Genomic DNA, 20,800 nt, shown 5'->3' on the forward strand with positions numbered 1-20,800 from the left:
ATCACCGTAGGCTCCAGCCGCTCAATGGTACTGCATAGTCCCGCATTTATCGCCACCCTCAGGGAATCCTCCAGTGGATACACCCAATCTTAATCCTGATAAATACCGTTTTGCGAGGGCGCTTAGGCCTTTTTCCTTCTCTGTTGCACTGATCACTTGTGGATTAGGGGTCGCCGTGGCTTTCTCAAAGGGAGAGGGTGACATTGCCAGAGCTGTGGCTGTTATGATTGCGGGTTTTTTTTTACAGGCAGCCAGTAATCTGGCCAATGATCATGCTGACTTACATTTCTGGGATGGCAAGACAGGCCAATTGGCAGAGCAGGTGATTCAGCAAATTCGCAGGAACTTTGCTTTTGCCGGACTTTTTGCCATGGTAGCAACTGCTATAGGACTCTGGCTTGTCTGGAAAACGGGCTGGCCTTTATTCTTACTGGGACTTTTAGGTGTGACTGCAGGGTACTTCTATACAGGAGAACCTGTCGTCTATAAACATCTCGGTCTTGGGGTTCCAGCCGCTTTTATTCTGACTGGTGTGCTGATGGTAAGCGGGTCTTACTATGCGGTTTCTGGTGTCTGGAATAATAAGCTACTTTGGGTTTCTATACCCGTGAGTCTTTTAACAGCTGCTCTACTGGTGTCGAATGAAATCCGAGATTATCTGGAAGATCAGTCTTCCAACATCAGAACCCTGACTGTCAGAATAGGGTTTGATACAAGTAAGAAACTATACGCTATATTGTTGCTGTCGGTATACCCGATCAGCTATTACCTCTACCTAAACAACTTGCTGATAAAACCTGTTTACCTGATATTTTCGTTATTACTCATCTTGCAGCCGATTAAATTGTTAAGATGTTCGCCGGGTGATTACGAGCTAAACAAATTGCCGCCTTTGTCTGGACGTTTTTTTCTGGTGTTCGGTATCTGCTTCATATTGAGTGTGTTTAGACCTTCTTGGGAATGAACGTCTGATGAAGGGCTCTTTGTTAAAAAAAATCAGAATGGTGAATTAATTTAGTTTCGACGGATAGATTTCAAAATAGACGACTTTTTTCTTTTTTATTGTCAGTTTTGTGAAAATTATAAGTCAAAAGTTTGCAAATAATTTTAAGGCAGTAAGCCTTTTATGAAAAACAGAAAAAGCCAGACTTCATAATCTGGCTTTTTCTAACTGGAAACTATTACTTGAATCCAGTATCAGTCACTACTTTGCCAGGCTTTTTTATCTTTCTTGCGCAGATCAAAGGCTTCTGGTTCGAACAGGGTAGATGGCTCTTCCGGTAGCATGTCAGGTGCCTTTTTGTTGTGCTGAATCACTTTCAACTTGGTGTAACGATCTTTGGTGGCTTTGGCCAGTGTTTCAGAGTTTCTCATGATGGTCGGTCTTATAAACAACATGAGATTTCGCTTCTGGTTCTTATCCTGTTCGAAGCGGAACAGGTTTCCGATGATAGGGATATCACCCAGAAGCGGGATTTTCTTCTTGGTCTGACTCTTGACGTTTTCAATCAGGCCACCAATGACAATGGTCTGGCCATCATCTACCAGAACGGTGGTTTTCAGAGTTCTGTTATTGAAGATCAGGTCATCATTCTTTAAAAGGGATTCTGAAGTACGAGTGTCCAGAGAAGAAACCTCCTGCTCCAGCTCTAGCCTGATGCCGTTACCTTCACTGAGGTGAGGGGTGATCTTTAGCTTAATGCCGACATCCTTCCGGTCAGTCGTAGTGAACGGGTTGTTGCTGCCACCACCGGCTGAGGTTTGATAAGAGCCTGTCTTGATAGGAATATTCTGACCTACAAGGAATTCAGCTTCCTGGTTGTCCAGCGTCAGCATACTGGGTGTAGATAGAATGTCGTTGTTAGACTTTGAACTCAAGGCAGATACCAGCACACCAAAATTATCCGCTCTCAAAGCCAGAGAGCCCAGGGTGATTGCCGCGTTATCGAGAATGTGTCCTGTTATGCTGCTCTTGCTGCCGACAACGGTTTTGGTTGATTTACCAGAAGGGTCTGTCTCGGTTGAGCCGCGAATGGTTTCCTTGCCATCAATACCCCACTGGACACCCAGAGCATCATCTATACCGCCAGAGACTTCTACGATGACGGCTTCCAAAAGTACCTGTGATCTTGGTACATCAAGCTGCCGAACGATATGCTCCATCTCTGCCAGAGTGTCCGGATCAGCAATCATGATGAGGGCGTTCTGGGATTCGTCGGCTTTAACGAACACGTTCGGTGCTGCTCCGGAACCCCTGCTTTTTCCGGAAGGCTGACCTTTGGTCTGAACCTTGGGAACAGAGGGGTGCGGTGGAACAGGCTGTTGTGATGAAGCCGAAGAATTGGATTTCTTTTCCTGACTCTCCTGAATCGTGGTAGATGCTTCTGCAAGGATTTCTGAAATATTCTTGGCATCGCCATAGCTGAGGAAGATCACCTTGGTAGTGGACTTGCGAATACCTTCCTTGTCCAGCGTTTCTACCAGTTTCCTGACTCTCTGGCGCTTACTGGAGTTACCTTTGATGACCAGTCGGTTGCTGCGCTCATCAGCAATGACTTGCAGTCCGCTTGGCATTTGCCCCTTGGCAGCTATCAGTGTGTCCTGAATGATTTTGGAAACATCACCCACCCAGGCATGCTTCAACTGAAGCACTTCGTAATCATTATTACCTGTCTTGTCCAGCTCCCTCACCAGCTTGGTGATTCGCTCAACGTTGTCTGCAAGGTCACTGACTATAACAGCGTTACTGGATGCGGAAGCGGCTGCGTGCCCATACTGGGCGATCAGAGGGCGAATAATGGGTATCAGTTCAATAGCCGATACACTGTGAAGTTCCAGAACCCGTGTGGTCATGACAGCATTACGTGGCTTCTGATTTCCACTGGGAGAGCTGGTTTTTGCTGTAGTACTGGGCACTATATTGATGATATTGCCCTTGGGTATTACGGCGTAGCCATTAGCTGACAGTACTTCGAGGAAAACATCGTAAACTTCGTCGCTGCTCAACGGTTTGGAAGAAATAACCGTTACAGTGTTACCCCCCTTGATTCTGGGGTCTATGACAAAGGTCTCACCAGTGATCTTGGCGATTTGGCCAATGAATTCACGAATGTCAGCGTTCTGATGATTCAGAGTCCACTTTTTGTCCCTGGCCGTTTCAGCCTTGAGGGCTTTTGTGGGAGGGGGTGCAGCCAGATTGACTACAGCAGTTTCAGCAGAAGGGGCCGCTGATACATTGCTCTGAAGGCTAAGGGCAAGCAATGCAGCAAACAGAGGTCTGAAGGCCATGCATACAAATGGACAGTCTTTAGTTTTCATCACTTAACCATATGAAAAAGTTTTAATTCTTGTATCAAATCCCTTGATTAGCCTGCTGAAGTTTATCTCTCAACTCCTGCATGCGCTGTTCAAGTGATTTTCCATCCGGCTCCTGAGTGAAGCCGGGGCGTTCTGTATTCTTATCCGTAGTGTCTGAGGGGCTCTTGAATTCCTGCAAAGCCCTGTCATCTTTACCTGCATCCGGAAAATAAAGGATTTCAAGCTGGCCATTGCGACTTAAAACCACATGATCTGAATGCACTTCCCTGAGTATGGCACCACCGGGCAGTGTGTCTTCGATGCCATAAAGCTTGTCCTGATTGTTGCCTTGGATAATAGCACTTGAATACTTATTCTTCTGGTCACGTTCTCCAAGAGTACCTCTGAGTACCAGATTTAACTTTGTTTTAGGAATATCGGCGGACTGTTTCGCGACTTCAGGCTGATGATTGGCACCAAAGAGTAATTCGAAGTCTTTAGGAGTAAGAATTTTTTCTTTTGGTTGATTTTGGTACACTTGTTCATAATTATCAAAAGCATCTTCCTTCGCCAGTGATTCATAAAAGAAAAATGACTGAGCGCCTAATGAAACAATCATGGTGATCGCCAGAAGGCAGGTCAGTGCTATGCAATTTTTTCGATGGCCCCATTTTAAGTAGGTGGCTATGACCTCTGAATTCATACTGTTCTCTAATTTCTCTATTTGATGTGTACTTGATTAAGGAAAGCGTTATGGGTCATGGGCTATTCTTAACCTAAATAAAGCATAAGAGTGCTATTTTTAAAAGCTGATGCTTTCACTAAAAACAGTTTTTAATTAATCATTTTTGATCAGGAATATCTTCTGGATCAAAAAAGTTGGGTTTGTGTTTGAATCATTTTTAAAATTCAGTTGTAAAATTTGGATATTGGATCACACTTCCTGTGACGTGCTTGAAGAATAATTCAATTTCCAGGGTTCAGAGCAAAAAATATCGGATTGTTTCTGGTTGTCCTCGATCAACCTAATAGAAGTTCTGGAATTATTAATTATCCAAGGAGTTAGCCTTGACTGACACAGCCAGCCTTCCAGAAGATCAGGCATCCCAAAATCAGGGACTGATTTTGCGTCGTCTGCCATTTACTTTTGCCAAAAGGCATGGGGTGGTGTTGGTCTGGGAGCAGGAACAGCCGGTGCTCTATTTTCGCTCGGTGCCTTCAGCTGATATCTTCTCTGAAGTCACACGAATTTCCTGCCAGTCTCCTGTTTATCGCAAGGTGGGAGCAGACCGGCTCTCCGAAGTCTTGTCCGAGTGTTATCACAATGACAGTTCCGAAGCTCTGCAGAATGCTGCCGGTATTAGTGATGATCTGGATCTGAGTAGTCTTGCTGAAGCAGTGCCGGTAACAGAAGACCTGCTTGAGCAGAGTGACGATGCCCCGGTGATTCGCCTGATCAATGCTTTATTGACGGAAGCGATCAAGGAAGGCGCATCGGATGTCCATATCGAAACTTTCGAAAATGTTCTGGTTGTCAGGGTGCGGGTAGATGGTGTTCTGAGAGAGATTCTCAGTCTGCAACGAACACTGGCTGCACTCCTTGTTTCGAGGATCAAGGTTATGGCTCGTCTGGATATTGCTGAAAAACGCATTCCCCAGGATGGCCGTATCTCTCTGAAAGTTGCGGGTAAAGAGGTGGATGTCAGGGTCTCAACACTACCTTCCAGTAATGGTGAGAGAGTGGTACTGCGTCTTCTTGATAAGGCAGCCGGTCGTCTTGAACTGAAGCATCTGGGTATGGAAAATCAGGATCTCCAATGCGTATCAAGCCTGCTGGCCAAACCCTATGGCATTATTCTAGTCACGGGGCCTACCGGTTCTGGTAAAACCACCTCTCTCTATGGTTGCTTGACCTCATTGAATGATAAATGTCGAAATATTCTCACCGTAGAAGATCCCATCGAATACAACCTCGAAGGTATTGGCCAGACTCAGGTGAATACCAAGGTTGATATGACGTTTGCAAGGGGGCTGAGAGCCATCCTACGTCAGGACCCGGATGTGGTCATGGTGGGGGAAATACGCGATACCGAAACAGCTGAAATTGCCGTGCAGGCCAGTTTGACCGGTCACCTCGTGTTATCGACACTTCATACCAATACTGCCATTGGTGCATTGACCCGCTTGCAGGATATGGGAATTGAACCTTTTCTACTCTCTTCCAGCTTGCTGGGTGTGATGGCTCAGCGTCTGGTCAGAGTTCTCTGTAATCAATGTAAACAGCCCTACCAACCTGATGAGGCTGAATGCAGGGAGTTGGGGGTTGAGTTAGCCAATGCGCCTGAACTGTACCACGCAAAAGGCTGTAAAGATTGCAATCACAGTGGATACCGGGGCCGGACCGGCATCTACGAAGTGGTCATGGTCGACGAGCAGGTCAGAAGAATGATTCATGCAGGAGAGGGAGAGCAGGTGATTACTGACTATGTCAGAAAGAGCTCTCCTGGCATAAGGGAAGATGGTGCCAAGAAAGTATTGGCTGGTCTGACAACACTGGAAGAAGTGCTCAGAGTGACCCAGAAAGATTAATCCGTATCGGAGGCGGATCACCGCACGACATGGCTGCATATGAATACATCGCCCTCGACCAGCAGGGCAAACAGCATAAGGGAACACTGGAAGCCGACAGTAACCGGCATGTCCGGCAGATGCTTCGTGATAAAGAGTTGACCCCCCTATCGGTCAATCAGGTCTCAGAGCAGAAACAGAATGCCGCCGGTGGGTTGTCCACGTTCTTTCAACGCGGTGTTTCTGCTGTTGAGCTAGCGACTCTGACTCGTCAGTTAGCCACTCTCATTCAGGCGGCCATGCCCGTTGAGGAAGCGCTTTATGGTGTCGCTTCCCAGCAGGAAAAGCGCAGGCTTAAAAATATTCTGTTGGCGATTCGTTCCAGGGTACTTGAAGGTTTCACATTGGCCCAGAGCCTTGAAGATTTTCCTCATATTTTCCCCCAGATGTTCCGGGCCACGGTGGCAGCCGGTGAGCATGCTGGATATTTGGACAAGGTGCTGAATCGGTTGGCGGACTACACCGAAGCCAGAATGAAATCCACCCAGAAAATTCAACAGGCTCTTTTGTACCCCGTCATATTGTTGATGGCGGCTCTGGGGATCGTTAGTTTCCTTCTGGGCTATGTGGTGCCGGATGTCGTAAAGGTCTTCGTCGACACGGGTCAGGATTTGCCCGGCATTACGGTTGCACTGATCGCTGCCAGTGAAGGATTCCAGACCTACTGGCCTGTTATTTTCGGTATTATTTTCTTTGGGATTGTTGCCTTCAGGCAGGCGCTGAAGAAGCCGGCCGTCCGGATGTCATGGGATCGTTTCTTTTTACGCTTACCCATTCTTGGTCGCTTCAGTAGAACATTAAGTGCTGCAAGATTTGCCAGCACTCTAAGCATACTCACCCGAAGCGGTGTTTCGCTGGTGGAAGCCCTGATCATTGCGGCACAGGTTATCGATAATCGGGCAATTTGTGATGCGGTTAAAGATGTTGCCCGAAGGGTCAGTGAAGGTTCCAGTCTGAATCGAGCCTTGGCTGAAACCGGTTATTTCCCACCTTTGATGCTTCACATGATTGGCAGTGGTGAATCGACAGGTGAGCTGGACGAAATGCTGGACAGAACAGCCCAGAATCAGCAGATGGAGCTGGATGGAAGAATATCCCTCCTGCTCGGACTTTTTGAACCCTTAATGTTGGTGGTTATGGGCGGTGTAGTCATGATGATTGTATTAGCCATTCTGCTGCCCATTCTTAACATGAACCAGCTTTTAAACTGAATGCGGTGAGCATGACTTTTACAGCAATGTTCGTAAAGGTTGAAACAGGACGTACACGACAGAATCTGCCGATTGACTGACAGATTTCTGGAAATGGAGGCAGTGATCCCATTTCCTCGGTACGGAATCCATTGATGAGGTCGTGAAAATGATGACAAGACAGGTACAAAGAGGTTTTACCCTCATAGAGATCATGGTGGTTGTTGTGATCCTCGGGATACTGGCTGCCATGGTGGCGCCAAAAATTCTCAGCCGTCCTGATCAGGCCAAGGTTACAGTGGCCAGGTCGGATATTGAAACGCTCTCCCAGGCGCTTGAATTATACAGACTGGACAATGGTTTTTATCCTTCGACGGATCAGGGTCTGGATGCCCTGATCAAGAAGCCTACCATCGCTCCTGAGCCTAGAAACTGGAATCCGGATGGCTATTTGAAAAAATCTCCGGTTGACCCTTGGGGAAATGCCTACATTTATCTGCAGCCTGGTGGTCATGGAAAATACGATCTCTATTCTCAGGGGGCTGATGGCCGTGAAGGCGGTGAAGGTCTTAATGCAGATATTACCAACTGGGAAGAGTCTTGAACTCAATTTTGATATCGGATTAATTCAAAGTTAACGGGGCTCAGTGAACAGTATGGTATCGGAAGTAAGCAGGGCAGGTAGTAACAAAAAACAGGGTTTTACTCTGGTAGAATTGCTCGTTGTCATTCTGATCATAGGCATATTGCTGGGTATTACGCTATTAAGCCCAATGACCGGCAATGTACAAAAAACAGTTCAGGAACAGGCGGCAAGATTACAGATTTTATTCTCTCAGGTCAGGGACAAAGCGCTCCTGGATAATGCCGAATACGGTTTTTCTATTGATGAGAATGGGCAGTACTACTGGTGGGTATTGCCACTGGAAAGTAATGAATGGATTGTGATCACAGAGACACCTTTTCAGCCCTACAGGATGCCGGAAAGTCTGGATGTTTATCTGTATACAGATGAGGACGATCTACCCTTTCTCGAACCCACAGATGTCGGCCCTGATGTTGTTTTTTATTCAGACTATCAGGTGACCCCTTTTTCTCTATTCGTGATCCCCAGTGAAAACAAAAAGCAGAGGGTGGTGCTGATAACCGATGGCTTGTCCGATGTCGAAGTCGTCCGCTAGTATTTTTGGTTTCACCCTTATTGAGGTGATGGTGGCTGTGGTCATTTTTGCTTTAGCCGCTTCCATGTTGATGCTGGCAGACGGTAACAGTATCCGCCAAACCCGCTATATGCAGGAAAAGGTTTTGGCTGCACAGCTGGCTGACCAGTATCTGAGCCGTATCCAGGCAGAAAAAAACTGGCCTGATAAAGGGGTCAGAGGAAAGGTTGAAAACTATGTTGGGTATGACTGGTACGTTCGTCAAACCGTCAGGGATACCACCAAGAGAGACTTCAGAAAAATTGTTGTGGATGTCTTTGTGGGTGTGCAGAAGCCTGATGGTGACGATATTCCGATATTCTCTCTGGAGTCCTATCTGAGGAAGCCCAGAAAATGAACGGAAGCAAGGGGTTTACACTGCTTGAGCTGATGATAGCCATAATGCTCTTTGCCATGATCAGCACGGCGGCCTACAAGTTGTTCGATTCAGTGAGTCGGGCTCAGCAGGTGACCGATGGCATTCTGGACAGTTTGGATGAAATTCAGCGGGCGAAGCTGATTCTGGAGAAAGATCTGTTCCAGTTGGCGGCAAGACCGGTACGGGATGAATTTGGTGAGATTCTACCAGCCGTCAAGTCTCCCAGTCTTGATGGCTTTGTTCTGGAATTTACCCGTGCTGGCTGGCGTAACCCGCTGATGGAGCTGAGGAGCAACCTGCAACGAGTTGCTTATAACCTGGAAGACGATGAGCTGGTTCGTTACTACTGGTTAATGTTGGACAGGGCTCCTGATCCGGTTCTGATAAGGCAGGTTATTCTCGACAATGTGCAGGCATTGAAAGTCCGTTTTATGGACGAAAAGAAGCGCTGGAAGAACAGCTGGCCACCGGAAAAAAAATCCCGGAGACCGAAACCGGCAACTGGAGCAAAGAAAACAGAAGATCCGGTGATGCCCCACGCAATAGAGCTGACGATGCAGCACGGGAATTTTGGAAAACTGGTAACGATTTTGCCAGCTCTAGACTACAAGTCCCCGAATGCTCATACAAAACCGGATCAGGAACAGGGTAAAGATCAGAATAGATCAGGGCGAATGTCTTTCATACCAGAGCTGTATGAGAGTGACTATGAAGAAGGTGATGAGAAAGAGGAAGAACGATGAGGCCAGTTAACCGGCAGCGTGGCATTGCCCTGATCTATGTGCTCTTGATCTTCGCGATGATTACCTTGATGGCTTCCCAGATGATGACCAGTCTCTGGCTCCACACTGAAAAAAATACCCATTATCTGGAGCGTATACAGGCCAGACATCTGGCTCTGGGGGCTGAAAACTATGTTGCTTTATTGCTAGAGCAGGATGCGGAAGAAGACAAGAAAAAGAAAAAAATCATGGATCACGAAAGTGAACGCTGGAATATACAAGAAGTGGGCTATGCCGTTGATCAGGGGGATATCGAGTTGGTCATTGTTGATGAAACCAGTCGGTTTAACCTGAACTGGCTCGCCGCAGATGCACTGGACGGACAAAAGTTTCGTGGAATGTTCGAGATCATACTGCAAAATCTGGGCCTGAATGTACAGATTGCCTCAGCCATCAAGGACTGGATTGATCATGACCAGGAACCCTCAGAAGACGGTGGAGAAGATAATAATTATCTGTCCATGGATCCGCCGAGAAGAACTTCTGATGCTCCGTTTGTTTCATTATCCGAGTTAAGACTGATTAAGGGCGTTGGTATTGATGAGTTTGAATTGTTAGCTCCTCTGGTAACCGCTTTGCCAGACACTACCAGTATCAACGTCAATACGGTGCTGCCTGAAGTAATGCGTTCACTGTCTGATAAACTCACAGAAAGTGATGTAGAGACTATTATTGATGCTCAGAGTGCAGAAGGGTTCGTCAGACTGGAAGATCTGGCCAGGCTGCCGGCCCTGAAAGATAAAACTGCCGCTCTTAAAGAAGTGCCTCTGGATGTTGCCAGTCAATATTTTACTGCTTACATCAAGGCAACGTATCGAGATACGTCATTCTATTTAAAAACCCTTATGTATCGTAATACAGAGGGACAGGTTCAAATCGCCGGTCGTGAGATTGGACCCAACGACTACTGGGTAAGTGCCAAGAAGGAATCCTGAGGTCTAATAATGAAAAACATCCTGTTGATTCGGATACCACCGCCGGTTTCCCGGATTGAGACGAACACTCGAGTTCAGTGGGGGGCTTTTGCCAGTAACGGACAGCTCTTGGGAGATGTCCATATCTCGGAGCTGGGTCAAGTCAAAAATGACTGGGTCCAGTTTGTTATCCATAAGCCTGATAACAAAGAGCTGGACGAGACCACTCTGGAAGATGAAATGCCGGACCAGGTGTTAGTGCTTTTGCCAGGGACTCTGGTCATGCACAAGCGGCTGCCTATTAACAGTGGTCAGCGAAAGCATCTTTCAACCGCGCTGCCCTTTATGATTGAAGAGGAACTAGCCGATGACATCGAGTCTATGCACCTGGCCAGTTATCTAAACAGGAAAAGTGAACAAGTTTACGTGTCGGCTGTTCCCCATGAGCAGATGCAATCTCTATTAGCCTGTCTTGACGAGCAGGGGGTTTCCGCCCAGCAAGTTATGGCTGAGCTACAGTTTTTTCAGGGCGTTCCGCGAGAATTAAACCTCCTTCTTGAAAATGATTCCTCTATTCTTTCTGCACCCGACCAAGCCAGTGTTTGTCTCGACTACGAAGCTCTCAAGTTTGTTTTGGGTCATTGGGGGGAAAAGGTCAGTGAAGATATTATTCACACGGATGAGGAGCTGATAGCTGAAGATGCTGAGGCTCTTGTTAGTGCCAGAATAAGATTTGCTGATGGTCTGGTGTCATTGGCTACTGAGAAGAGAGATCAGGTGAAACAATGGCTGGAAGAAAACGGCTGGCTGGTGGAAGAAGAACCATTGACTGGCACTGTTTTTGAGTATCTGGCGGCGTTGTATTTTTCATCCAAAAGATCTGCCGACTTAGTTGACCTTCGTTATGGCCCTTATCAATGCCCTAAAAGAGCTACCCGCAAGATGCGCCGCTGGAAGCCTCTGGCCCTGGTGGCTTCCATCTGGTTGCTGCTTGAGCTGGGTTTAAAAGTCGGGGAAGGAGTTTTGTATCAACAGAAAGCCCAAGAGTACTGGCAGGATAGCGCAGAGCTCTACTTGGAAGTCTTTCCACAGGATCAGCAGGTGCTTGAGGCCCAGACACATTCAGTTGGAAGCATTAACCTGAAGGGGCGTATGGAAAGTCGATTGAAAAACGTTGGTCAAAGTGCCACTGGAGAAGCCTTTTTACCTTTGCTGCAACAGGTTTCTGCTGTGTCATCTTCTTTGTCAGATTTTAAGCTGAAGCCGGTCAGCATGGATTTCAATGAAGCGACAGGAGCACTGGTGCTGGAGTTGAAAGCAGACAATCTTGAAGGGGTTGATAAGCTGTTGGCGGCAGTAAAATCATCCGGGCTAAGCGCACGCCTGGATAGTGCCAACCAGGAAAAAACGGGCGTCAATGCTCGAATGACGATAGGCAGGTGAAGCTGATGAAACTGACTCATCTACTCGAGAGAAGTCCGCTCTGGCTCCAGCTTCGGGCTAAGTACGAGCTGATGCCGGAGAAAGATCGAAGAGCATTGCATCTTCTGACAGCACTCCTTTTGTTGGCTTCAGTCTATCTGTTCGTTTGGAAGCCTATAACCGAATGGAGTGAAAAGCAGCAGGAAGAGTTCACTCACCAACAATCCATTTATGAATGGATGGCAGATAATGTTGATCAAGCAAAACAAGCTCAAAGGAAACAAAGGGCTGCAGGTGCAAAAAAAGACCTTTCTACTATTGTATCGGGCAGTGCCAGACAATCAGAACTGACATTAAGTCGTGTTCAACCTGATCGTAAAGGTTTGGGAGTCTGGATAGAAGATGCGGCCTATCAGAAGCTTCTGGCTTGGATGGTTGCATTGGATACCCGTTATGAAGTGACTATTCAGCAGATAAAAATCGATCGAGGTAAAGAAGAGGGTCGAGTGAAAGTCTATATGCATCTTGCAAATTGATTCTGGCAGATACGGGGGCTCCATCAAAAGCTTTCGTATCTCTGAATAAACGACAGCTTTAAGATTGAATTTTGGTGCTTTCTTCTTGGTTTTAAAGGAGAGTTTGAGTTGTCAAAAATAGACTCATGTTTTTGTAAACTCATTGATAGCATATCGCTGATATTGAAAACACAGAAAAACTCTCAGCTAGAACACAAAAGTTCTTCTTTTTACGTGTTTTTTTCCTTGACACTTTCATCTGATCTGCATAACATTCGCTCCACTTCAGCGCACTGCACCGCGCAGAGAGAGAAGTCGGGTGATTAGCTCAGCTGGGAGAGCATCTGCCTTACAAGCAGAGGGTCGGCGGTTCGATCCCGTCATCACCCACCAGTTTCTCTAAAGGGGTTGCGTGACCGCATACTGGCTACTTTGGGCGGTATGTGAAGGGTTCAGCGGACCGGTAGTTCAGTTGGTTAGAATGCCGGCCTGTCACGCCGGAGGTCGCGGGTTCGAGTCCCGTCCGGTCCGCCATATATCAAAAACCCTGTAGTCTGTCGTCTACAGGGTTTTTCTGTTTTGGCCCTACGTTTAAAGGGTTTTTGCAACTTTTGCCGGTTTTGCAAAACGGGCTTTTTCACTGTTTTTCCTCCTGTTCCTCTCTGTTTTTCTCTCTTCTCGGTTTTTTTGGAGGAACTGGGGTGTCACTTCCTCCACTTTGGTTTTTCTTTTCAAATCAGTACGTTAGTTTGGTTTTTGGGCTGGAGGTCGATGTCGGGTTCGTGGGCGATTTTATGGTGGGCAGATAAAACTGATTACAAACCAGAGTCTACTAATGTTGCGGTGGTTTGCTTTCTAAAATGTTCCCGCTGCTCAGACCAAAGCATTGGGAAGGGTTTCATACAGTCTTTCATCGACAGCTGCCACTTACCCTGGTAGCACAGAATATCCTCCTGAATATCCGGGGCCAGACAGGTCAGGCGGATGCACTTTGAGATCCTGGCCTTGTCCACCTTCTCTTTCTCAGCCAGCTGCTTGATGCCAGGGAGCGTTCTTTTCTAACCAGACAATCAATTTACTGATGTTGTCAAGCTAACCAGATCATGATGGCTGCTATCTGAAGCATTTTCATATAATTGCGTGCCAAGCGTTCATAGCGAGTTGCAACTCGCCGAAAGTTCTTGAGCTTTTGGAATAGTCGCTCAATTAGATTTCGCTACTTGTAGATTTCTTTGTCATATTTTCGCTGATCTATCCGATTTCGCTTCGGAGGAATCACTGCTTCAGCACCTGACTTCTTGACCTCGAGGAGGAGTGCATTTGAGTCATATCCCTTGTCAGCAAGAACGAAGTCCGCTGAAAATCCCTCTATCATGGCATTTGCCTGTTCTTACTCTGATGCTTGTCCAGCTGTGAGAATGAAGCGAACAGGATTACCAAGTGCATCCGTTGCAGTGTGGATCCTGGTTGTTAAACCTCCCCTTGATTTTCCAACTGCTTCGGCACTGTTATCCGTTTTTTTGGAGCACCGTGTTGATGAACACGGGTGATTGATCCGTCAACCATGAGGTATTCCGTATCACAATCCTGACTCAGTTCTTCAAAGACTTGATTGCATATTCCTTTCGAGCTCCAGCGACTGAATCGGTTGTATATTATTGTGCCAATCACCGAACTCTTCAGGCATGTCTCTCCACGGTACTCCGGTACGAGCAAGCCAGAGAATCGACTCAATGAATAACCTGTTGTCAGCTGTTGGTCCGGGGTCAGAGACTTTACCCGGCAGCATGTCTTTGACCCGATCCCATTGTTTATCTTTGAGTACTGTGCGAGTTGTAGCAGACCTAAACGCCGCATTCTAGATCACTTTCAGGTGTCTTTCCGGTCAGGTTACTGATGTTTTTATCTGTTCGGTCGGTTGGATAATAACGCGCCCTGGTCGAGGTTCAGGAGGATGCAGAGAGTTGGAGGACATTGTGCCTTTCAGCAAGCGTAAAGGCAGATTCTGGACGAGTGGTACAAATCATCGAGCCAGAAAGGCACTACTCACAGAATTAATGCTAATTGAGTAGTTACCACCGTTAATGATTGTTTTATACTCGTTGTTAAAAGCTCGAAGCCGTGTAAAATGGGCACCAGGTTATAAGTGCGTTTGATTCTTTATGTATAGATTTAGTGTTCTGAGCGTAGTGGCTCGTCCTGTTCTTCATAAGCGATAACAAAACTTCTAGCTTTACCGCCTTATCCGTGGCATACACGGCAAGGTATTTTGCTTAAAAAAATCAGGATATGATTATGTCTACTACTACCGGTACTGTTAAGTGGTTCAACGAAGAGAAAGGTTTTGGTTTCATCGCTCAGGAGAATGGTCCTGACGTGTTCGCCCATTTCCGTCAGATCGTTGGCGACGGTTTCAAAACCCTGACTGAAGGCCAGCAGGTTGAATTTCGAGTGACCCAGGGTCAGAAAGGTCCTCAGGCAGAAGACATCCGTCCTCTGTAAAGATTGAGCTACGTACTATGTAGCTGAGATGCTTCACATTGGTGAAGGTGAAAAGGCAATGCCTCAGGGTGTTGCCTTTTTTGCGTTCAGGGAAGAGTAAAAGGGAAGACCATGGCCACTACCAACATCTGGCAACAGTTCAGGCGCTTATCCCGGAAGGAAGCAAGGTTATAGCTACAATCACCGCGCTCAATGGCAATGGAACGAGTCAGTCAGAGCTAAGCGGTGGTTCAGTCGTGACAGTGAGAAGAGAGTCTGTGGGACTAGGGCAGAAGGCTTTTATTCAGGGGGAGAGGTAAAGGGGGCTGCGCCGGATTTGGCGCTGCATGAGGTGGAGGTTTGAGAACATCAGGCATCAGGGCGCAATTCAGGTTCTCGTAAATTTATTATTACCCGTCATTGTTTATTCCCCCTCCTGAACTGAAACTGTCATCGTATGAAGAACCAAATGAGCCATCAAATGATGAACTTAAAGAGCCATGCATATCGGAATCCAGGGAGTCATTCATATTTGTACCATTCAGGCTTCTGCCTATATCAATGCCGCCAATGCTGTCGTCCACCATTTTATCATTCTGATGACTATCAAGCTTCAGGCGGGTAATGGTTTTTCGAGCCAGTGCCTTTTGCTTGGCTGGCAGGGCTGGGTTAGGTGATATTTCATCGGGTGAAAAATTGATCACAAAGGTATGCTCCGCCATGCCAATAGTGCCTTCAACTGCTGATAAGGCTTCTTCTTTTCTTTCTGCCAACTGGCCCAATCCCGAATCAACCCGTTGCAAAGGGAAGCATTGCCAGCCCCCGCCAGTCCATCCCACACGTCTGAGGGTGAGAACACAAAAGCCGGGGTTCGCTCCTGAATATCTTCACCGTTCTTTTGCGGCAGCCAATAATTGCGGTGAGGGTCCCACACCGCAAAACGGCCATCAGTCATGGCGTAAAGCACCAGGCCAGGGTTGGCAGGGCGATCAGTTTAGCAAAATCGTCGTAAACCCTCGCCCAATCGAGGGTGTCGCAAAACTCTCTCCGGCGAGGGAACGCGTTGACTCCCGTCATTGCCGGCTTCATTCTCGTCATTCCCGCGAAGGCGGGAATCCACAATGACTCTCCACCAGAACCATACTGCCCGGTGTCCCCCTAGCCTTGTCATCCCCGAAAAGGCAGAGATCCACCGTTGGCGCTGGATTCCCGCCTTCGCGGGAATGACGACTTCAGAGCGTGAGAACGAGCTGTTGAAGTTTTGCGACACCCTCAATCGGGCGGGGATATAAGACGGGAACGCAGAGCGTTCCGGTTGAGTATTTGTACGTAGTTGGTTATATTTTCCATCGGTCTGTCTCTATGCAGAGACTCACGGTGACGAAAACCAAGCACTGTTAACAAAAAATTAAGGCAGAGAAAACTGCCCAACCGCCCTTGAAGAACCAGACGAGCCCATACCTGAGTGACCCGTTAAGGCTGCGGCAAATCAAACAAAAGACCAATAAATAACCGAGGGGCACCCGGTTACTGCTGATGGAGGCTTCTGTGTAAGTCCAGTCGCTATAGGCTGGCTGTAGCCTGTGAAGTGAGAAGCCTCGCCTGACAAGGCGGGGGAGTGTCACATGGTTGACAGCCATCAGTCGGTTACTGATTGTGGCTGGTTGCATAAGCTTGTTGTTAACTGTTGTGGGTCAAGCTGGCTACTGTATTGCTTGTATTAAGAAAAGACTGAGATACTGAGTCGTACACGCTATCAAGTGTTTTTTCCTATCCGGCTAAACATGTACGATAGTCTATGTTAAATGATTTTTTGACCAGAGCAGAGGAAGCTTTGGAGGGAGTTCAATATGTTTATTAACCTTGTTTGAGTAATCTTGATCACGCTTTAATAAACGTCTATGTTTCAGCTGTTTTTTTCTATACTCTTACCTGTTATTGGCCTAACGTCGGTTAACGGATGAAGATTAAGCAAGGTGTTGTTCTCGGTGAAGGGGGCAGATCACTAACAATAGAAAAAATAAACGCGGAAAATATCTATATACGAATGGCGCAAGGTAACCAATTGCGCATCATACCGGTCATCGTTGTTGGGGCGTTGTTAAAAGCGTTGGAAACAGGAAAAATTACGCTCCGGGACATTGATCGAACATATCGTAAAGAACATGATCTACCCCCTTTATTTGATTATCTTCATATTGATTTTGACAAGTATATTCTTGGTTATGACTCAACTATCAAGAGGATATGTGAGTACGAGTTGAGTGCGGTTGAACCTGCAGAAGTATCTGAAAACAATCGACTCAACCTCCCCAAACCCTTCCTCCTTCTGGCCGGAATCTCCGGCACCGGTAAATCCCGTTTTATCAGAAAGCAGGCAGAGTTCCATGATCCGGATGACCCTGAAGGGAACTTCTGTCTGATCCCGGTAAGGCCTGACTGGCATGAGCCTTCTGATCTGTTAGGTTATGTCTCCCGGGTTGATAAACCGAAATACATTGCCACCAAAGTGCTCGCGTTTATTATCCGTGCCTGGAAGTCGGTTGCGCCTGATGCCTCCGCAGCCGGAACCGGAACTCTGAATTCTGCTTCGCCTCCCTATTGGCTCTGTCTGGATGAGATGAATTTGGCACCGGTGGAGCAATATTTTGCGGATTACCTATCGGTATTGGAAACACGGGATTTCAACGAGGTTGGAGAGTATTGTTGTGAACCGTTGCTGGACTTGCAGGCACTGAATCAATCCGGTGACCTGGAGCTTCAGGCGGATTTAGGGCTGATGGATGATCCGCTGTGGGGTTACTTTCAACAGCACGGCATCGGCATACCACCCAATCTGTTGGTGGCCGGTACCGTTAATATGGATGAAACCACTCATGGTTTTTCCCGCAAGGTGATTGACCGGGCACTGACTTTGGATTATGGCGAGTTTTATCCTAATGATTATGGTCAGTTCTTTGAGGGACAACCGGAGAATAGAGTATTTCACTGGTCAGTGTTGACCTCGGCCAGGCGGGAGCAGCTGACAGGTACCTTCGACACTGATGGAAAGCGTACGGTTGCCTTTCTTGAGCGGGTGAATCAGGTGCTTAAACGAACCCCTTTTGAGTTGGCCTATCGCGCCCTGAACGAGTTGTTGCTCTATGTGGCGTGTTTGCAACCCGGAGATGAGCAAGCGCTGCAAGCGGTTTGGGATGATTTCATGATGACCAAGGTACTGCCCCGCATTGATGGTGATGAGGATAAGCTGCGAGTGGTGATCGATGAGGATGCGGTTAACCTGTTGGATAAACTGACCGACGAGCTCAAAGGCTTACTGCCCGATATCTGGGATGGGCAGCGTCCGGACCTGTTCCGTGATGTGGAAAAAGGCATCCCGTGTCGCTCCCGCAAAAAATTGGAGTGGATGAAAGCGCGGCTTGAGAGTCATACCTTTACCAGTTATTGGCCCTGAGTGAGTAGAGATTATGCCGGAACTGGCCGTTATTGAAACCGGGCATTTTGATTGCGTCATTTGGTCAAAAGATATTCGTACCAGTCAGCGGCGGCTGGAACGAACGCTGACGGAGCGTGGCAATGCCGTGCCGACTTCTGAGGTGCGGTTTTCTCCCCCGTTATTGTTAAAACATGCCACAGAGCCGGTGTTTGAATTATGTCTTGGTGAAGCGGTCTTCTTTGAAAACAAATATTACGAGATTGAGTTTCTGTTTCACCAGCCACCGGAAGCGGGTGATCCGCTGCCGACGGTGCAACATAAGCTAAAGGTTATTGAAGAGTCTTTTCGTTTCAGTCCCCGTAGCTGCTCTTTACGGGGAAGTATCAATGCGGGCAACCATGTCGGCACTTTTCAGTTTAAACTGGCCTATTCCTACCAGGGACGGCTAATAGAACAGTCGATTGCTTTCGATATTTTGCCGGTGAAGATGGATATGCAGTCGGATTTCAGGGCAATGAACGAGGCTGTTGATGCTGCGTTTCCACTGTGGCGTTACTCATTGGCAGAAGGCACCAGTCATTTATTAAGCGCCGTTAAAAAGCCGCACTCCCAATTCTTGCTGTTGTGGTTTGCACGATTTGAATCCCTTCATAAGGAGTTGTTGGCCGGGCTGAAGCATGTGGTGAATGCGCCGCATAGTCGGTTGATGGAGTATAAGCACACCGTTCCGATGAGTCGGTTGAGGGGCAGACTATCCAGACAGCAGGAAGAGCGGCTGGCGCTGGAAAAGGCCAATAAAAATTATGAGAAGTCTTTTACGCTGAGCAAAAAGCGACTCCACGTGGATACGCCGGAAAACCGTTTTATTAAAGCGGTGATTGGTCATGGCGTCACCAGGCTGACCCGGGTTCAACAGCTGGCGTGTCTGGCTCCGGAATCCGGTAAAGTGCGTTTTTCCGCCAGCTTTATGAAAGAGCTGGAAAGTTGGCAGAAGGCTTTGCGGCATTTTCAGAAACAGCCGTTTTTCAGGGACGTTGGAGAATACCGGGGGCTGAAGCGTGAGTCGTTGGTATTACAGCAAAAGCCTGGTTACTCGAAAGTTTATAAAATCTGGCAACAGCTTAAATGGTATCTCGAGCTTCTGGATGGGGCCGATCAACTCTCCTTGCGCAATGTGGCAGAGATGTATGAAGTCTGGTGTTTTCTGGAGATACGCAGGATTATTGTGGACCTGGGCTTTGAGGAGGTTCCTTGTGGGCGGATACCTCTGGTAGACAGTGGAATCCGTGTTTCGTTAAAGGATGGTATGGCCGGAGCTTTTCATTTCAGGCGGTCTGACGGGGTGAAAATCCGTTTGGCTCATGAACCGATATTCAGAAAGAAAGACGGTCAGATCAGAACCTGGTTGGTGACTCAAAAACCGGATATTTTGCTCGAGGCTACCTTTCCTGACGGGGCCGGGATTATCTGGTTATTTGATGCCAAGTATCGGATTGAGACGCCTGCGGATGATCAGGGAATCCCCTCAGGTTACGACCGGGTGCCTGATGATGCCATCAATCAAATGCATCGTTATCGGGATGCCCTGATTCATCGTTGTAAGTTTGATGACAGAGGGTTTGTGAAAACCCGTCCGGTGTTTGGTGCCTATGTGTTGTATCCGGGCTATTTCAATCAGCTTTGTGAATGCAACCCATACAGTGTCGCGATTAATGAAGTGGGCATCGGTGCTTTTAGTCTGTTACCTCAGGTTGATAACAAGGGGAGTCATTGGCTATCTGTTTTTTTGCAACGAAAACTGGGTGTTCCTGAGACAAAATATCCGTATGCGACCAGTGAACGGTATTTTGCGGAGGACGCTGCACGAATTCCGGGTAAAGGTTATTCGATCGCCCATTATCAGGGGCTGACTATTCTGGCAAATCAGTTGGGACCTGACCGGAATCAGGAGTATATAAACCAGTTTAAAAACGGCGATGCCCGGTTTTATCACACAAAGCTCGTTGCCTTTGAGCGAGAGAAAATCCAGCAACATATCGCTACCGAAGCTCGTTACCTTGCAGTGGCTCTGGATGATGCTGATGGTGTTCAGCGACGGGTGAACTATATTTATCCGATCCTGAAAGCAGAGCGTGTGCAAAGGGGGAACCTCACGGAAGAACAGACGGGTACTCCGGTTGTTTCCAGCCCGGATGAGTGGTTCTGGCTATTTAGCCTGGGATCTGCCTTACGTTTGAAAATACCGTTGTGGCAAGAGCGTAAGGTGCATTTTGAGTTAAAACTGGTCTCCAGGGATGACCTGACAGCAGGTTATGGATGGGATGAGCTGCCTGAACTTTATTCATCGTTAGTGAAGAAGTAAGGGGTAGATGTTTGCTTCTGGCAGATCACAGAGACCTGCCCGTTAGATCGACTCGGCTAACGACAATTGTCGGTTAAGAAATATGAGTTGATGAAAACTGCAGATGAGGGCGTTTAGTTACATTTTCATGCAGATGTTCCTGCCGATCTGAAAGCTTGTATGGATCTGGCTGTTTTAATGGCCTCTTGCGTGGAG

The 20,800-nt window shown here is 47.4% G+C and carries 17 protein-coding genes, 2 tRNA genes and 1 pseudogene; 16 read left to right on the plus strand and 4 right to left on the minus strand.

From position 1 onward, the window contains the following. Positions 1-73: 73 nt before the first annotated feature. Positions 74-964: a prenyltransferase gene (locus ACOMHB_RS10960; RefSeq protein WP_448216644.1), complete on the plus strand. Its 891-nt coding sequence runs from the start codon at positions 74-76 to the stop codon at positions 962-964. Between the two features lie 233 nt (positions 965-1,197). Here ACOMHB_RS10960 and gspD read toward each other — a convergent pair whose 3' ends face one another. Then, on the minus strand, positions 1,198-3,318 hold the full coding sequence (gspD, locus tag ACOMHB_RS10965) for a type II secretion system secretin GspD (RefSeq protein WP_448216645.1): 2,121 nt from the start codon (positions 3,316-3,318) through the stop codon (positions 1,198-1,200). 34 nt (positions 3,319-3,352) lie between these two features. Further along, positions 3,353-4,000: a type II secretion system protein N gene (locus ACOMHB_RS10970; RefSeq protein WP_448216646.1), complete on the minus strand. Its 648-nt coding sequence runs from the start codon at positions 3,998-4,000 to the stop codon at positions 3,353-3,355. 365 nt (positions 4,001-4,365) lie between these two features. Between ACOMHB_RS10970 and gspE the strand changes: the two genes are divergently transcribed. From gspE to ACOMHB_RS11025, 11 genes are all read left to right on the plus strand, one after another. Further along, a complete protein-coding gene (gene gspE, locus ACOMHB_RS10975; RefSeq protein ID WP_448216647.1) occupies positions 4,366-5,886 on the plus strand; it encodes a type II secretion system ATPase GspE in 1,521 nt (506 codons plus the stop codon). Positions 5,887-5,915: 29 nt separating this feature from the next. Beyond that, positions 5,916-7,136, plus strand: coding sequence for a type II secretion system inner membrane protein GspF (gene gspF, locus ACOMHB_RS10980; RefSeq protein ID WP_448216648.1), 1,221 nt, complete (start codon positions 5,916-5,918; stop codon positions 7,134-7,136). Positions 7,137-7,284: 148 nt separating this feature from the next. Beyond that, complete coding sequence (gspG, locus tag ACOMHB_RS10985; protein WP_448216649.1) at positions 7,285-7,719, plus strand: type II secretion system major pseudopilin GspG; 435 nt, start codon at positions 7,285-7,287, stop codon at positions 7,717-7,719. Positions 7,720-7,771: 52 nt separating this feature from the next. Then, positions 7,772-8,296 (plus strand): prepilin-type N-terminal cleavage/methylation domain-containing protein, encoded by a 525-nt coding sequence (locus tag ACOMHB_RS10990; protein WP_448216650.1) that lies wholly within the window; start codon positions 7,772-7,774, stop codon positions 8,294-8,296. Beyond that, positions 8,277-8,672 carry a type II secretion system minor pseudopilin GspI gene (gene gspI / locus ACOMHB_RS10995; RefSeq protein ID WP_422133313.1) on the plus strand — a complete coding sequence of 132 codons (396 nt, stop codon included), beginning with the start codon at positions 8,277-8,279 and terminating at the stop codon, positions 8,670-8,672. Before ACOMHB_RS10990 ends, gspI begins: the two co-directional genes overlap by 20 nt. Next, positions 8,669-9,436: a type II secretion system minor pseudopilin GspJ gene (gspJ, locus tag ACOMHB_RS11000; protein ID WP_448216651.1), complete on the plus strand. Its 768-nt coding sequence runs from the start codon at positions 8,669-8,671 to the stop codon at positions 9,434-9,436. Before gspI ends, gspJ begins: the two co-directional genes overlap by 4 nt. Then, on the plus strand, positions 9,433-10,410 hold the full coding sequence (gspK, locus tag ACOMHB_RS11005; RefSeq protein WP_422133315.1) for a type II secretion system minor pseudopilin GspK: 978 nt from the start codon (positions 9,433-9,435) through the stop codon (positions 10,408-10,410). Before gspJ ends, gspK begins: the two co-directional genes overlap by 4 nt. 9 nt (positions 10,411-10,419) lie before the next feature. Beyond that, complete coding sequence (gene gspL / locus ACOMHB_RS11010) at positions 10,420-11,832, plus strand: type II secretion system protein GspL (RefSeq protein ID WP_448216652.1); 1,413 nt, start codon at positions 10,420-10,422, stop codon at positions 11,830-11,832. Between the two features lie 5 nt (positions 11,833-11,837). Beyond that, entirely contained in the window at positions 11,838-12,347 is a 510-nt protein-coding gene (gspM, locus tag ACOMHB_RS11015) for a type II secretion system protein M (RefSeq protein ID WP_422133317.1), read from the plus strand. Between the two features lie 296 nt (positions 12,348-12,643). After that, a tRNA-Val gene (locus ACOMHB_RS11020) sits at positions 12,644-12,719 on the plus strand. A 64-nt stretch (positions 12,720-12,783) separates the two neighbouring features. Beyond that, a tRNA-Asp gene (locus tag ACOMHB_RS11025) sits at positions 12,784-12,860 on the plus strand. Positions 12,861-13,413: 553 nt separating this feature from the next. On the opposite strand, the pseudogene ACOMHB_RS11030 reads toward ACOMHB_RS11025, so the two are convergent. Then, positions 13,414-14,157, minus strand: a pseudogene (locus ACOMHB_RS11030) (IS5 family transposase); the annotation flags it as partial. A 464-nt stretch (positions 14,158-14,621) separates the two neighbouring features. Between ACOMHB_RS11030 and ACOMHB_RS11035 the strand changes: the two are divergent. Further along, positions 14,622-14,828, plus strand: a complete 207-nt coding sequence (locus ACOMHB_RS11035; protein ID WP_257275284.1) for a cold-shock protein — start codon at positions 14,622-14,624, stop codon at positions 14,826-14,828. An 80-nt stretch (positions 14,829-14,908) separates the two neighbouring features. Further along, positions 14,909-15,127, plus strand: coding sequence for a hypothetical protein (locus tag ACOMHB_RS11040; RefSeq protein ID WP_422442369.1), 219 nt, complete (start codon positions 14,909-14,911; stop codon positions 15,125-15,127). A gap of 90 nt (positions 15,128-15,217) precedes the next feature. Here ACOMHB_RS11040 and ACOMHB_RS11045 read toward each other — a convergent pair whose 3' ends face one another. Next, entirely contained in the window at positions 15,218-15,580 is a 363-nt protein-coding gene (locus ACOMHB_RS11045) for a hypothetical protein (protein ID WP_448216653.1), read from the minus strand. A 1,187-nt stretch (positions 15,581-16,767) separates the two neighbouring features. Between ACOMHB_RS11045 and ACOMHB_RS11050 the strand changes: the two genes are divergently transcribed. Together ACOMHB_RS11050 and ACOMHB_RS11055 are read left to right on the plus strand one after the other, a co-directional pair. Further along, positions 16,768-18,261 (plus strand): McrB family protein, encoded by a 1,494-nt coding sequence (locus ACOMHB_RS11050; RefSeq protein ID WP_448216654.1) that lies wholly within the window; start codon positions 16,768-16,770, stop codon positions 18,259-18,261. Between the two features lie 13 nt (positions 18,262-18,274). Beyond that, complete coding sequence (locus tag ACOMHB_RS11055; RefSeq protein WP_448216655.1) at positions 18,275-20,605, plus strand: DUF2357 domain-containing protein; 2,331 nt, start codon at positions 18,275-18,277, stop codon at positions 20,603-20,605. Positions 20,606-20,800: the final 195 nt, after the last annotated feature.

Source organism: Endozoicomonas sp. 2B-B, assembly GCF_053470045.1.

Coding starts and splice junctions, on each gene's coding strand:
- gspJ (WP_448216651.1), top strand. CDS start 8,669: ATGAACGGAAGCAAGGGGTTTACACTGCTTGAGCTGATGATAGCCATA.
- ACOMHB_RS11050 (WP_448216654.1), top strand. CDS start 16,768: ATGAAGATTAAGCAAGGTGTTGTTCTCGGTGAAGGGGGCAGATCACTA.
- gspK (WP_422133315.1), top strand. CDS start 9,433: ATGAGGCCAGTTAACCGGCAGCGTGGCATTGCCCTGATCTATGTGCTC.
- gspL (WP_448216652.1), top strand. CDS start 10,420: ATGAAAAACATCCTGTTGATTCGGATACCACCGCCGGTTTCCCGGATT.
- gspG (WP_448216649.1), top strand. CDS start 7,285: ATGATGACAAGACAGGTACAAAGAGGTTTTACCCTCATAGAGATCATG.
- ACOMHB_RS11055 (WP_448216655.1), top strand. CDS start 18,275: ATGCCGGAACTGGCCGTTATTGAAACCGGGCATTTTGATTGCGTCATT.
- gspD (WP_448216645.1), bottom strand. CDS start 3,318: ATGAAAACTAAAGACTGTCCATTTGTATGCATGGCCTTCAGACCTCTG.
- gspI (WP_422133313.1), top strand. CDS start 8,277: ATGTCGAAGTCGTCCGCTAGTATTTTTGGTTTCACCCTTATTGAGGTG.
- ACOMHB_RS10990 (WP_448216650.1), top strand. CDS start 7,772: ATGGTATCGGAAGTAAGCAGGGCAGGTAGTAACAAAAAACAGGGTTTT.
- gspF (WP_448216648.1), top strand. CDS start 5,916: ATGGCTGCATATGAATACATCGCCCTCGACCAGCAGGGCAAACAGCAT.
- ACOMHB_RS11035 (WP_257275284.1), top strand. CDS start 14,622: ATGTCTACTACTACCGGTACTGTTAAGTGGTTCAACGAAGAGAAAGGT.
- ACOMHB_RS10970 (WP_448216646.1), bottom strand. CDS start 4,000: ATGAATTCAGAGGTCATAGCCACCTACTTAAAATGGGGCCATCGAAAA.
- gspM (WP_422133317.1), top strand. CDS start 11,838: ATGAAACTGACTCATCTACTCGAGAGAAGTCCGCTCTGGCTCCAGCTT.